The following is a 12,191-nucleotide window of genomic DNA, read 5'->3' as shown; positions in this document are numbered from 1 at the left end:
CTCCCCGTCATGGACTCATGCTGTACGTCTCGAACTTGTCTGCGTGCGTCCACGCGAGGTCACGCCACGCGCGGTGCTGCGACACCGTATCCGGCTCGGTGAGGACATCCACGGCGACGAGGCCGGTCGCGTCGTCGAAGTGCATGATCGCCACGCGCTCGTTGTCGAACAGCCAGTAGTCGTAGTCGGGCAGTCCCAGAGTCGTCGCCGTGGAGCGGGTCATGACTCGGATGTCCTCGCCAGCCTCGATGTTGAACGGGGCCACGGCGAACTCGAACGTGAGGTAGTCGGTCAAGGGCTCCGGGTAGACGCGGACGCGCCCGTAGCTCCGCCCGGCCGCCGTCGCTGCTCGGACCGATTCGAACCAGGGTTGGCTGTAGGTCAGGTCCAGTTCACCGGTTGCAAGGAAGGTGGTCAGCGACGCCTGTTCGGCCGGCACGGTGTAGCTGTCGCGGGTCTCCAGCCGCCACGCCGAGCGGGTGAACGTCTGGAACTGCTGGGCCAGGAGTTCCCGAGGGGTCACGAGCGGGGGAAGAACTGGAGCAGGCTCGCCGGGATCACCACGGCCGTTTCGCGGTCGGGCAGGCCGCCGTAGGTCTCGGCGAGTTGGGTCAGCGCGGCCTGGTCGGTGATGCGGTAGCCCTGCACTACGTAGTCGCCACCTGCGGTGCGGAACACGCGCGGGCACTCGCCGTTGGTGCTGCTTGTGCCGAGGAACTCCAGCTCACCGAGGTTCTGGTCCATGACGGTCGCTCCGTTCGTGTCCGGGCCGGTCGGCCCTGGTCCGTCCATGGAACCGGAGTGCGCGGCGACGGACACACACCCAATGGGATGAATTGACGAGAGGATATTCCGAATATTCTAGTCAGTATTCGAGCTAGCTGGCAGTCTGGTGGCCCCTGTTCCCCCAACTTGGAGGCCCGTCGATGTCCGAGCAGTCGCGCGCCGGGACCCTCTTCACTACGTGGCTGACCAGCAGTGATCGTGTCGACCACGCGGTGACCGACGAGCAGTTCCACGACAACCGTCCTGAGCCGGAAACGGTGTGCGGCGTGACGATCTTGCTCGCGCCAATGGAGACCCCTCCCGGTCCGCGCTGCGCCCGCTGTACCGCGTTCCTCGCGGCCCGTGCGTCGCTTAGTGGCCTGGAACAGCGCCTCGACCCCCACCGGCACCGCCGCACGTCGTGGTTGGGCCGGCTCTTACATCCGAACACTTCGGCCGTCCCGGGCCCGCGCGCTCTCGCTCGGGACGGCCGGTTCCAGGCTCCGGTGGACACGGTGGGCTCCCCGGCCGCTGTGTCCACCGGCCCGGATCTCGGGGCGACGTCGTGACGCCGCTGGAGTTGGCCATCATGTTGTGGCCGGAACTGACCGACCTTCGTCACCTGGACGGATGGGCGTGGCAACGCGGCGAAGGTGTAGGCGACCTGGCCGAGGTCGGTCTGTGTGGATACAGGCAGGTCGCGCCGTCGTGGATGGATGTGTTGTGGATCTTCGCACCGGATGACGCACACGCGGTTCGGTCGATGATCGACGGGCCGGCGACCTGGATGCAGGAGGGCACGGTGGTCGAGGTGCTCACGGCGATTGCGTTGGTGCCGCGCCCGGGGCAGCCCGGCGCTCCGTTGGTGGCGATCGACCTTGGGTCGCCAGTCGCGCCGATCTAGAGGCCCAACAGCTTTTCCAGTGCTTCGGCTGGCGTGACGCAGCGAAAACCGGTGTCGTCGTCGCACATGGTTTCGGCTGCATCATTGAACGACGACGGCGTGGCCCTGCTAAAGGGACTTGTCCATGCGCCACCCTTGAGTTCATGTCTGCCCGGCGTAGTCTCCGACGAACACCACTCCCACACGTTGCCACACATGTCATATGCGCCATACGGGCTGATGCCGCTTTGGTAGCGGTCCCCGGGTGTGGTGCTACCGATCCCGTTCTCCCTGACGTTGCACTTTGCGGGAGTCGTCGAGGTCGATGTGAAGTCGGCTGCTGGTCGACGCGGCCTCCGCCTGCCCGACCAACTCTTTGACCTGCTCAAGGCACACAAGGAGGTACAGGATAAGGAACAAGAGATCGCCGGCAACCTGTGGCAAGGCGGCGATTGGATGTTCACCCAGCCGAACGGCAAGCCAGTGGACCCGCGAACCGACGCCTACGAATGGAAGGCACTGCTGGCTGAGGCTGGCGTCCGCGACGCCCGGTTGCACGACGCCCGGCACACCGCAGCGACGGTTCTGCTGCTGCTCGGCGTGCCAGAACGGACCGCCATGGAGTTCATGGGCTGGTCCAACTCGAAGATGGCCGCGCGCTACCAGCACGTGACTGCGGCAATGCGCGATGACGTCGCGAGCAGGGTGAACGGCTTCCTCTGGAAGCCCGCCTGAGACGAGACGCAATGGGGTGTCTCTCGATGATCGAGAGACACCCCCGTCCGACCTAGGCGGGCCTGGCGAGGTGTTGTTGAAGCATAGTCCGCAGGCGAAAAGAATCCTTGATCTTGCTGACACGTTGGATGCATCACCACAGAAGACGGAGTGACGCCATCCAACACGGCGTAGATACATCCAGGAGACGCGTTACTCCGCCTCAGCGAACGGGTCACGCAGCCCATACCGCTCCTTAAGGATGTACACTGCCTGCTCGATAGCCGGAAGCAGAACCGCCTCAACCGCCTGCATGAACTTCAGGTGATTAACAATCAAATTGTCATAGCTAACCGAAGGAATAGAAAGCTGACGGAAGAAGATCTGCGTCTTCGAGTTAGCCGCTCTGATCTGTTGTCGAATCAACAGGAGCGCCCGCGTCAACTCAACATCATCCTGAATAAGCGAGTATACATCTACCAACAGACGATCAAGGACGTCATTATCGAGCGTCTGCAACGAGTACGTACCTAGATCTACGTGCGCAACCTCCTGCAAGACCTCACGATTCTGAACCAACTCAATAAACAACAACTTCAGCTTATCGCGCATCTCCTCATAGTTCCTAAACTGGGCACGAATCTCCTCTAGACTCATCTGCTCATTGCCCGTATTTGTTCGCTTCCAGAAAATGCGCTTGTCGGCCAGCAGTGGCAGGTGCGGACGCTCAAGACTCCGTGGCACATGGAAGACGTAGATCAGGTTAGACGAGTTCGGCAACAAAATAGGCAGAGGCACCTCAAATGGGATGGTCGGCACCGCCTTGAGCTTCTGCCCAAACTCTGAAGCAATCTCCGTTGAAGGCGGAATGCCCCGAGGGTCGAACTGACCACCCTTCTGCTGATGCACCCCAACGACCACAAATCCGCCTTCGGTATTCACAAAGGCGCAGCAAAGCTTCGTCAGCTCGTCAGGGCTTGGCAACATTCCCTTGAAGTCGTGTCGATAGCTTTCAACCTGCCCGATCTGCACGAGTTCTTCGACCACCTCAACTGTCCAGCCGTCGAGCGTCTCCGGAACTGACATTCAATCCTTCTCCATCTTTCACACACGCTTCCTCAAGTCCGCCACCCAAAATTTGACTGGTGAAGCTAATCGCCATAAGGCTCTCTTTTTAACAACGTAAAGTTCAAGTCGTGAATCTTCGCTCCAGTGTTCACAAGGAATTTAATCGACTCGGTCGTAACGAAAGTTCCCCGAATTGATACCGCTACACGGTCGGGATCATCTACCGGCTGCCACGATTCGTCGCGAATCACAGGGATCTGACCCACAGGGAGATAGGTCGCCACGAAAGCCTGGTCGTCAAGATGGTCAATAAGGCCTCGACACTTATCGGGACTGAACTGCCCAAGCCAGGACTTACAGTCGACGGTGTAGCTCATGCCAAATTCTTTCAATGGACGCCATCTTAAAACATCAGAGCGATCGCGAACTAGCGCCCTAACAGATCGGTCGAGGCTAATTCGGTGAACCTGCCCGGTTGACCGAGGAACTTCTCGGCCATTCCACGCCCGCACAAAAGTTTGCACAGGGTCCACCTTAACGAAAGTGGATCCAAACTCATCCGATGACCCGTCGTCAAACGACAGCACGAAAGGAAATTCTCCATCTGGGATGATTCCATCTCCAGCGTCGAACCAACCGAGCACAGAACACTTTACGGTGGGTTCGAGATCCAACCAGACGAGAGGAATCGTCAGGTCGCGTGACCAGTCACGAGATTCAGCGTCATGCAGATTCCATAAGCTGACACCGAGCTTCCGCGCATAGTCGTGAATGGTCTTAGCGAACCCAGCATTGCAAACCAGCACGCCCGAGCTTGCTCGTACATCCTTTACCATCGAGGCAAATTTCTCAACCGCGCCCACATCCGCCGGCTTAGACCAATTCTTTGCATCGACTATTAGCAGACGTTCGTCCGGGCCATCCATCCACCTAACAGCAACATCGATCTGGCGCCGAATCCCACTATCCTTTCCAAGGATATGATCATTCCAATGTATTTTGGCATTCGGCGCAAGATCTTGCATGATTTTCTCGGCGAGGCGCTCAAATCGTTGCCAAGGCTTCACTTTCCACCAACTTGTGTTCTAAAGTGCAGAAACGACGATCACCTGCGCCAATTCTAAGCCAGGACGTGGCGCGCACAACTGCGCGACACACAGCAGCAAGGGCCTCAGAAGGTTCTTGCTCGGACAGCGCTGCAACGCGGGGGCGACACGTCCCAGCGCCAGAGGCGAACATCAGACGCGGCCCGTCAGGATGCCACTGGGGCAGAGGTCCCTCGACCGTCAACTGAGACGGACCACAAACGCGGTCGGCACCGGATCGTCCGGCACCGACCGTGTTTGCACTGGTCAGGCCCTGCGGAAGCGGAGGGATTTGAACCCCCGGACGGTTGCCCGTCTTCCGCTTTCAAGGCGGATGCATTCGGCCGCTCTGCCACGCTTCCCTGGGGTGTGAGGGTAGCCGGTCAGTCGTCGGTGGTCGCGGCCAGCATGGCGCCGACGCGTTCGAAGACCTTGGCGAGCGTGGCCTGCTGGGCCTCGGTGGTGAGGTCGATCATGTGTTTGCGGACGCCGTCGAGGTGGGTGGGGGCGGCTTCGCGGAGCTTGGCCATGCCGGTCTCGGTGAGGACGGCGTAGACGCCGCGGCCGTCGCTGGAGCAGTTGTCGCGTTCGACGAGGCCGGCGCGCTGCATGCGGGCGATCTGGTGGGAGACGCGGCTCTTGGAGGAGGCGACCTCGCCGGCGAGCACGCTCATGCGCATGCGGTGGTCGGGGCGTTCGGCGAGCCGGACGAGCACCTCGTAGTCGGCGAGGGTGATGTCGTGGGCGTCGACGAGCTCACGGTGGAGTTGGCCTTCCAGCAGGATGCTGGAGACGCGGTAGGCCCGCCAGGCGGCCATCTCGCCTTCGTCGAGCCACTTGGGTTCGCTCACCTGTCAAGGCTAACCGTCACGTCCCGCTCAGACCTCGACCCTGGCGTCGCGCCGGGTCACGGGGCACACTCCTGCGCCGGATGCCCGCTCGGGGAGTCGGGCGCGTTTCGGAGGGATCGACATGATCGTTTTGGCTAGACGGCTCGGCGCACTGGCGGTCACCGCCGCCGCGGCGCTGGCGCTGGCAGGGGCGCCGGCGCAGGCTTCGCCGGCCCCGATCGACGTGCGTCTGATCGGTTTCAACGACTTCCACGGCAACCTGGAGCCGCCGGCCGGCTCGGGCGGCCGCGTGGTGTTGTCGGACGGCACGACGGTGATGGCGGGCGGCGCCGCGTACATGGCGACCCATGTCAAGCAGCTGCGGACGAAGAACACCCTGCTGTTCTCGGCCGGTGACAATGTCGGGGCCTCCCCGCTCGCGTCGGCCCTGTTCCACGACGAGCCGACGATCGACTTCATGAACGACATCGGCGTGAACGCGTCGGCGATCGGCAATCACGAGCTGGACAAGGGCTACCAGGAGCTGCTGCGCAAGCAGTTCGGCGGCTGCGCCTCGGACGGCTGCCAGTTCGAGAAGACGTTCTCGGGCGCGAAGTGGCCGTATCTGGCGGCGAACATGACGTTCGACAACGGCCTGCCGGCCGCGCTGCCGTTCACGGTGGACTTCAGCGGCGGCGTGCCGGTGGGTGTGATCGGCGTGCCGCTGCACGACCTGCCCAGCGTGACCTCGGCGGACGCGATCAAGGGCCTGAAGTTCGGCGACGAGGTGCAGGCGATCAACTCCTCCGCCGACCTGCTGGACCGGCTGGGCGTGAAGACGATCGTGGTGCTGCTGCACCAGGGCGACAACACCGAGGGTGGCGGCCCGAACGACTGCAAGACGGCGCCGGGGCCGGCGCTGGCGATCGCCAAGGCGGCCTCGCCGAAGGTCGACGTGATCTTCTCGGGCCACAGCCACCAGCAGTACAACTGCACGGTGACGGACCCGGCCGGCAACCCGCGGCCGCTGATCCAGGGCGCCTCGTTCGGTCGGCTGCTGTCGGTGGTCGACCTGAAGATCGACCCGCGGACCAAGGACGCGATCCGGAGCAAGACGGTGGCGCACAACGAGGTCGTCACGCGGGACGTGACGCCGGACCCGACGGTGCAGGCGCTGGTGTCCAAGGCGGTGTCGGAGGCGGCGCCGATCGCGAACAAGGCGGTGGGCACGATCACTTCGGACGTGGTGGCGGCGGAGCAGGCGTCGGGCGAGTCGCCGCTGGGTGACGTGATCGGCGATGCCCAGCTGGACTCGACGAAGTCGGTGGGCGCGCAGGTGGCGCTGATGAATCCGGGCGGCATCCGGGCGGACCTGAACTTCAAGTCCTCGACGGCGGGTGTGCCGGACGGCACGGTGACGTACGCGAACGCGTTCGCGGTGCAGCCGTTCGCGAACATCCTCCAGACCGAGACGTTGACCGGCGCGCAGCTGAAGGCAGTGCTGGAGCAGCAGTGGCAGCCGCAGCCGGACGGCTCGGTGCAGCAGAAGATGCTCCAGATCTCGTCGAGCCTGCACTACACGTGGTCGGCGTCGGCGCCGATCGGCTCGCGGATCAGTGCGATCACGGTGGACGGCCAGCCGGTGACCCCCGACGGCAGCTACAAGGTGACCGCGAACAACTTCCTCACCGGCGGCGGCGACGGCTTCACGGTGTTGAAGTCCGGCACCGGCATCGTCGGCGGCGCGATCGACCTGGACGCGCTGACGGCATACCTGACGGCGCACCAGAACCTGGCCCCGCCGGCCCTGGATCGCATCACCCGGACCTCCTGACGGTACGTGACCAGCCGAATCAACCGATTCAGGTACCCACAAGGGGTTGTGATCAAGGTCACGTAGAGGGAAGCTCGTAACACGGATGGACGAGCGGGAACTGGTTTCGCGAATCGCCGGGAAGGGACCAGGTGGTGCCATGGCGGAAGAGCTTCGCTGTGACGGTCGGCGCGTCGGCTGCACCCCCGCGGCCGGATCGGTCGGTGCCTGTCCGGTCGCGACTGTGAGCAGCACCAGCTAGGTCTCGGGTGCGCGCAGGCATCTGTTCGCGCACGTCGACGCTGTTGAGCCCCACATCGGATGCGTTTCAGGGCGCACCTGGTGAGGCTCCACGCCAGCCTCGCGACGACCGCGACCGTCACGTTTATGGGAAATACCTGGGTGCGGTGGCCTTCGGGGGCACCGCACCCAGGCATGTCCGGGGGCCGCCTATGGTGGACGTCGTCGATCGGGATCGGGAGGAACCGTGCAGTTCAACGACGACGCGGACCTGGACACCTCGCAGGTCGAGGACTACCGGGGGTCCGGGGGCGGCGGCGGTGGCGGTTTCCCGCTCGGCGGGCTCGCGCTGGGCGGCGGCGGTCTCGGCATCGTCGGGCTCGTGCTCTACCTGGTGTTCAGCCACTTCATCGGCGGTGGCTCGCCCAGCCAGCTGTCCGGGCAGCCGAACAACTCCACGATCAACCAGTGCAAGACCGGCGCGCAGGCCAACGCCAGCCAGGACTGCCGGGACGTGGCGCTGGTCAACTCGATCCAGGCCTACTGGCAGGACCAGTTCTCCCGGTCCGGCAAGACCTACCGCAAGGCCACCACGATCTTCTTCACCAACCGGCAGCAGACCGGCTGCGGCACCGGCACCACCGGCATGGGCCCCTTCTACTGCCCGGCCGACCAGCACGTGTACATCGACCTGAGCTTCTTCAAGGAGCTTCAGACCAAGTTCGGCGCCACCGGCGGGCCCTTCGTCGAGGGCTACGTGCTCGCGCACGAGTACGGCCACCACGTGCAGAACCTGCTCGGCACGTCGAAGAACATCGGCAAGGGCAGCGGCGCGACGTCCGGGTCGGTACGGCTGGAGCTCCAGGCCGACTGCTACGCCGGCGTGTGGGCCAACCACGCCACGTCCACGCCCGGCACCAACGGCAAGCCGCTGATCACCAACGTGTCCCAGCAGGACATCACCAACGCCCTGGACACCGCCTCCCGCATCGGCGACGACTTCATCCAGTCGAAGCTGGGCAGCGGTCAGGTCGACCCGAACTCGTTCACGCACGGCACGTCGGCGCAGCGGCAGAAGTGGTTCACCGCCGGCTACCAGAGCGGCAACCCGACCTCCTGCGACACCTTCAACACCAGCAACCTGGGCTGACACCGGTTGTCCACAGGGCCCGAGTTGTCCACATCTGGATCTTCGCCGCCCATCGCGGGCACCCCGGACCGATAGGCTGGCCTCGGGGTCGCCCCCCGGGACAGGGTGGGGGCTGTCGTGGTGCTGGTTGCGACTTGGCGCGTGGGTCAGGCGATCAGCAGGGGCAAGCAGGAGTCGGCGCCGTCCACCGCGAGTTTCCAGTGGGGGCGATGGGCGGCGAAGCGGTCGGCGGTGAGGAGCATGCGCAACTGCACCGCTGGTTCGCCGCGTCGGCTGCCCCGCAGGGTGCCGTCGTCGACGTAGCCGAGGGAACGGCTTACTGCCAGCGAGGCGGCGTTGTCGACGTAGGCGGAGGTCCGGGCCTGCACGGCGCCGAGGTGGTCGAAGGCGAAGGCCAGGACGGCGGCGCGCATCTCGGTGCCGTAGCCGTGGCCCTGGAACTCCCGCCCGAGCCAGGAGCCGGTGCTGACCTCGCGGGTGACGGCGAAGTTGCTGGCCATCATGCCCTGCTCGCCGATCACCTTGCCGTCCAAGCGAACCAGGAAGTGCAGGTGCCAGTCGTCCGGACGCAGCCGCGCCCGCTCCGACCAGTAGTACCGGAGGTTCTCCAGGCCCAGCCGCTCGTCGGGCACGTCGGTCCACGGCACGGAGAACGGCATGTACTCGGGCGGGTGCACACCGGCCCGGGCGACCTCGATGAGCTGGTACAGGCCGAAGTCGTCGTCCGGGCGGAGTTCGAGTCGCTGGGTGCGCAGCACCAGGTTCCGCAGTGGCCAAGGCTCCATGACGGAATGGTGCCCGCGAGGCGTCGGCCCGGCCAGCGGATTACGGTCGAACCCATGCACGCGATCACGATCAGGCAGCCGGGTGGCCCGGAGGTGCTCGAATGGGCGGAGGCGCCGGATCCCGCACCGGGCCCGGGCGAGGTGCTGGTGGATGTCGCCGCGACGGCGGTGAACCGGGCGGATCTGTTGCAGCGCCAGGGGTTCTACCCGCCGCCGCCCGGCGCGTCGGAGATCCTGGGGCTGGAGTGCTCGGGCACGGTCGCCGCGCTCGGCGACGGCGTGACCGGCTGGAACGTCGGCGACCAGGTGTGCGCGCTGCTGGCGGGCGGCGGCTACGCGGAGAAGGTGGCGGTGCCGGCGGGACAGCTGCTGCCGTTGCCGAAGGGCGTCAACCTCATCGAAGCCGCCGGCCTGCCGGAGGTCGTGTGCACGGTGTGGTCGACCGTGGTGCAGACGGCTGGCCTGACCGGCGGTGACGTGCTGCTGGTGCACGGCGGCGCGGGCGGCATCGGCACGTGTGCGATCCAGATCGGCAAGGCGCTGGGCGCCACCGTGGCGGTCACGGCCGGCTCGCAGGAACGCCTGGACAAGTGCCGGGAGCTGGGCGCGGACATCACCGTCAACTACAAGAGCCAGGACTTCGTGAAGGAGGTCCGCGAGGCGACCGACGGCCACGGCGCGGACGTGGTGCTGGACAACATGGGCGCGTCCTACCTGGCCCGCAACATCGACGTGTTGGCGATGGACGGCCGCGTGGTGATCATCGGGTTCCAGGGCGGTGTGAAGGCGGAGCTGAACATCGGCGCGCTGCTGGCCAAGCGCGGCGGCGTCTACTCGGCCGGCCTGCGGGCCCGCCCGGTCAGCGGCAAGGGTGGCAAGGCCGACATCATCGCGGACGTCCGCGAACGGCTCTGGCCACTGGTCGAGACCGGCAGGGTCCAGCCGATCATCGGCCGGACGCTGCCGATGGCGCAGGCCGCGGAGGCGCACCGGGCGCTGGAGGCGTCGGACGTGTTCGGCAAGGTGGTGCTCACGGCGTGAGCAGGGCGTAGCCGATCGAGTCCTGGGTACGGAAGCGCAGCGCGAACTCCCGCCGCCACCGGTCCATGACGGTCAGCTCGCCGGGGCGCCCGACGTCGTCGAGCAGCACGGCGGCGCCGGGCGCCAGCACGCCGTGGAACACCGGCATCGCCGGATAGCGGATGAGATCGTCGCCGGACGGGCCGTCGACCAGCAGCAGGTCGACGAGCCCGAACCGGTCCACGTACTCCGACACCTCGTCGTGCACGACCTCGGGCGCGTACCAGCCGGCCTTGCCGATGGCGGCGGGATGCTGCGTCAGGGGCACGTGCACGACGCGAGCCACATGCCCGAGACCCTCGCGCCGCAGCTGACTCGCGACGAAGGCGGCCTGCCGTTCGTCGTGTTCGAGCGACAGCAGGTGCCCGAAGCCGCGACGGTGCAGCAGCCGCGCGATGAGCACGGAGGTGGTGCCGCAGCCGCACTCGACCAGCACGCTGCGGGCGCCGAGCAGCACCTCGTCGAGCAGCACGGTCAGACCGGACGGCCGCAGGTCACGGGCGGTGTGCGGCAGGTACTCGGTGAGCAGCGGCGTCAGCCGGATCCAGGCCGCGACGTCGGCCAGCGCGCGGTCATCCAAGGTCGGCCAGCGCGCGGATCAGCTGGTCGACCTCCATCTGGTTGGTGTAGTGCGCCAACCCGATGCGCACCGCACCCCCGATCTCGCCGACGCCGAGAACGGAGAACACACCGTTCTGGCCGGGGTCGGCGAAGGCGCACACGCCGCGTTCGGCCAGGTGCTCCACCGCCTCGACGGCCTTCACGCCGGCCACGGTGAAGGCCAGCGACGGCACGCGGCGCATGGCGTCGCCGATCACCATCGCGTTGCGGGACCAGCGCAGTTCGTTGATCAGGTGCGCGAGCAGCCCGGCCTGGTAGGACTTCACGGACCCGAGCGAGCTCATCAGCCGCTCCCGGCGCGGCCCGACGGCGGCGTCGTCCAGCGCGGCGAGGTAGTCCACCGAGGCGACCAGCCCGGCCAGCAGCGGATACGGGTGCGGCCCCAGCTCCAGGCGTTCCGGACCGCGGGCGCCGGCCTCCAGCGCGACCGACGGCAGCCGGTCCAGCAGCTTGGCGTCGCGGAACACCAGCGCGCCTACCGGCGGCCCGCCCCAGGCGTTGGCCGACACGACGACGACGTCCGCGCCCATGGCGACGATGTCCAGCGGCATGAACGGGGCGGCCGAGGAGGCGTCCACCACGACCAGCGCGCCGGCGTTGTGCGCGGTCTCGGCGATCTTGCCCAGGTCGGGCCGGGTGCCGACCGCGCCGGACGCCGCCGTGATGGCCACGACCTTCGTCCGCGCGGAGACCAGCTCGTCGTACTGCCACGCGGGCAGCTCGCAGGTCTCGATGTCGATCTCCGCCCAGCGGACCGTGCCGCCGGAGCGCTGCGCGGCCCGCTGCCAGGGCGACACGTTGGCCGGATGGTCCAACCGGGACACCACGACCTCGTCACCGAGCAGCCAGCCGTCGCCGAGCGCGTCGGCCAGCCGTTGCAGCAGCACGGCCGAGCTGGTGCCCAGCACCACGCCCGCCGGCTCGGCCCCGACCAGGTCCGCGACGGCCCGCCGGGCCGCGTCCACGATCGCCTCCGCCCGCTGCGACGCCGGGAAGATGCCGCCCGGTCCGGAGACCGGGGCCCGCAGCGCGGTGGAAACGGCGGTCGCGACCTGCTCGGGCACCTGCATGCCCGCCGGCGAGTCGAGGTGCACCCAGCCGTCGCCGAGAGCGGGGAACAGCCCACGGACCCGAGCGACGTCGAACGCCATGGCACA

The 12,191-nt window shown here is 66.4% G+C and carries 14 protein-coding genes and 1 tRNA gene; 5 read left to right on the top strand and 10 right to left on the bottom strand.

Features of this window, described 5'->3' with window-relative positions:
• Positions 1-7 precede the first annotated feature (7 nt).
• Together BCF44_RS13550 and BCF44_RS13545 are read right to left on the bottom strand one after the other, a co-directional pair.
• Positions 8-523, bottom strand: coding sequence for a DUF6879 family protein (locus tag BCF44_RS13550; protein WP_116174583.1), 516 nt, complete (start codon positions 521-523; stop codon positions 8-10).
• On the bottom strand, positions 520-744 hold the full coding sequence (locus BCF44_RS13545) for a hypothetical protein (RefSeq protein ID WP_116174921.1): 225 nt from the start codon (positions 742-744) through the stop codon (positions 520-522). The genes BCF44_RS13550 and BCF44_RS13545 overlap by 4 nt, the downstream gene beginning before the upstream one ends.
• Positions 745-1,330: 586 nt before the next feature.
• On the opposite strand from BCF44_RS13545, the gene BCF44_RS13535 reads away from it, so the two are divergent.
• Positions 1,331-1,669: a hypothetical protein gene (locus BCF44_RS13535; protein WP_116174581.1), complete on the top strand. Its 339-nt coding sequence runs from the start codon at positions 1,331-1,333 to the stop codon at positions 1,667-1,669.
• Here the strand turns inward: BCF44_RS13535 and BCF44_RS13530 are convergent.
• The gene (locus tag BCF44_RS13530; protein ID WP_246015006.1) at positions 1,666-2,037 is read right to left on the bottom strand and encodes a formylglycine-generating enzyme family protein; all 372 of its coding nucleotides are present in this window, start codon (positions 2,035-2,037) and stop codon (positions 1,666-1,668) included. The genes BCF44_RS13535 and BCF44_RS13530 overlap by 4 nt on opposite strands.
• Here BCF44_RS13530 and BCF44_RS13525 point away from each other — a divergent pair.
• Positions 1,919-2,383, top strand: coding sequence for a tyrosine-type recombinase/integrase (locus tag BCF44_RS13525; protein WP_246015004.1), 465 nt, complete (start codon positions 1,919-1,921; stop codon positions 2,381-2,383). The two genes, BCF44_RS13530 and BCF44_RS13525, sit on opposite strands and share 119 nt — an antisense overlap.
• Before the next feature lie 192 nt (positions 2,384-2,575).
• Here BCF44_RS13525 and BCF44_RS13520 read toward each other — a convergent pair whose 3' ends face one another.
• The 4 genes from BCF44_RS13520 to BCF44_RS13505 all read right to left on the bottom strand — a co-directional run bounded on the left by BCF44_RS13520 (position 2,576) and on the right by BCF44_RS13505 (position 5,366).
• Positions 2,576-3,448 carry an AlbA family DNA-binding domain-containing protein gene (locus BCF44_RS13520; RefSeq protein ID WP_116174580.1) on the bottom strand — a complete coding sequence of 291 codons (873 nt, stop codon included), beginning with the start codon at positions 3,446-3,448 and terminating at the stop codon, positions 2,576-2,578.
• A 65-nt stretch (positions 3,449-3,513) separates the two neighbouring features.
• Positions 3,514-4,497 (bottom strand): restriction endonuclease, encoded by a 984-nt coding sequence (locus BCF44_RS13515; protein WP_147328485.1) that lies wholly within the window; start codon positions 4,495-4,497, stop codon positions 3,514-3,516.
• A 295-nt stretch (positions 4,498-4,792) separates the two neighbouring features.
• Positions 4,793-4,877 (bottom strand) — tRNA-Ser (locus tag BCF44_RS13510).
• A gap of 21 nt (positions 4,878-4,898) precedes the next feature.
• Complete coding sequence (locus tag BCF44_RS13505; RefSeq protein WP_246015003.1) at positions 4,899-5,366, bottom strand: MarR family winged helix-turn-helix transcriptional regulator; 468 nt, start codon at positions 5,364-5,366, stop codon at positions 4,899-4,901.
• A 121-nt stretch (positions 5,367-5,487) separates the two neighbouring features.
• Between BCF44_RS13505 and BCF44_RS13500 the strand changes: the two genes are divergently transcribed.
• Together BCF44_RS13500 and ypfJ are read left to right on the top strand one after the other, a co-directional pair.
• A complete protein-coding gene (locus BCF44_RS13500; RefSeq protein WP_116174578.1) occupies positions 5,488-7,179 on the top strand; it encodes a bifunctional metallophosphatase/5'-nucleotidase in 1,692 nt (563 codons plus the stop codon).
• Positions 7,180-7,645: 466 nt separating this feature from the next.
• On the top strand, positions 7,646-8,548 hold the full coding sequence (ypfJ, locus tag BCF44_RS13495) for a KPN_02809 family neutral zinc metallopeptidase (RefSeq protein WP_116174577.1): 903 nt from the start codon (positions 7,646-7,648) through the stop codon (positions 8,546-8,548).
• 146 nt (positions 8,549-8,694) lie between these two features.
• On the opposite strand, the gene BCF44_RS13490 is transcribed toward ypfJ, so the two are convergent.
• Complete coding sequence (locus BCF44_RS13490) at positions 8,695-9,333, bottom strand: GNAT family N-acetyltransferase (RefSeq protein ID WP_116174576.1); 639 nt, start codon at positions 9,331-9,333, stop codon at positions 8,695-8,697.
• Between the two features lie 54 nt (positions 9,334-9,387).
• Here BCF44_RS13490 and BCF44_RS13485 point away from each other — a divergent pair, with 54 nt between their 5' ends.
• On the top strand, positions 9,388-10,374 hold the full coding sequence (locus BCF44_RS13485; RefSeq protein ID WP_116174575.1) for an NAD(P)H-quinone oxidoreductase: 987 nt from the start codon (positions 9,388-9,390) through the stop codon (positions 10,372-10,374).
• On the opposite strand, the gene BCF44_RS13480 is transcribed toward BCF44_RS13485, so the two are convergent.
• Together BCF44_RS13480 and BCF44_RS13475 are read right to left on the bottom strand one after the other, a co-directional pair.
• Entirely contained in the window at positions 10,364-10,993 is a 630-nt protein-coding gene (locus BCF44_RS13480; protein ID WP_116174574.1) for a class I SAM-dependent methyltransferase, read from the bottom strand. The genes BCF44_RS13485 and BCF44_RS13480 overlap by 11 nt on opposite strands.
• Positions 10,986-12,185: a cysteine desulfurase-like protein gene (locus BCF44_RS13475; protein ID WP_116174573.1), complete on the bottom strand. Its 1,200-nt coding sequence runs from the start codon at positions 12,183-12,185 to the stop codon at positions 10,986-10,988. Before BCF44_RS13475 ends, BCF44_RS13480 begins: the two co-directional genes overlap by 8 nt.
• Between the last annotated feature and the right edge of the window lie 6 nt (positions 12,186-12,191).

It is taken from the genome of Kutzneria buriramensis (assembly GCF_003387475.1).
Lineage (GTDB): Bacteria > Actinomycetota > Actinomycetes > Mycobacteriales > Pseudonocardiaceae > Kutzneria > Kutzneria buriramensis.
This window is presented reverse-complemented; position numbering and strand designations above follow the sequence as displayed.

What these genes read in the sequence shown, in the direction of transcription:
- BCF44_RS13475 (WP_116174573.1), bottom strand. Translation starts at nt 12,185, where the DNA reads ATGGCGTTCGACGTCGCTCGGGTCCGTGGGCTGTTCCCCGCTCTCGGC.
- BCF44_RS13500 (WP_116174578.1), top strand. Translation starts at nt 5,488, where the DNA reads ATGATCGTTTTGGCTAGACGGCTCGGCGCACTGGCGGTCACCGCCGCC.
- BCF44_RS13490 (WP_116174576.1), bottom strand. Translation starts at nt 9,333, where the DNA reads ATGGAGCCTTGGCCACTGCGGAACCTGGTGCTGCGCACCCAGCGACTC.
- BCF44_RS13520 (WP_116174580.1), bottom strand. Translation starts at nt 3,448, where the DNA reads ATGTCAGTTCCGGAGACGCTCGACGGCTGGACAGTTGAGGTGGTCGAA.
- BCF44_RS13545 (WP_116174921.1), bottom strand. Translation starts at nt 744, where the DNA reads ATGGACCAGAACCTCGGTGAGCTGGAGTTCCTCGGCACAAGCAGCACC.
- BCF44_RS13485 (WP_116174575.1), top strand. Translation starts at nt 9,388, where the DNA reads ATGCACGCGATCACGATCAGGCAGCCGGGTGGCCCGGAGGTGCTCGAA.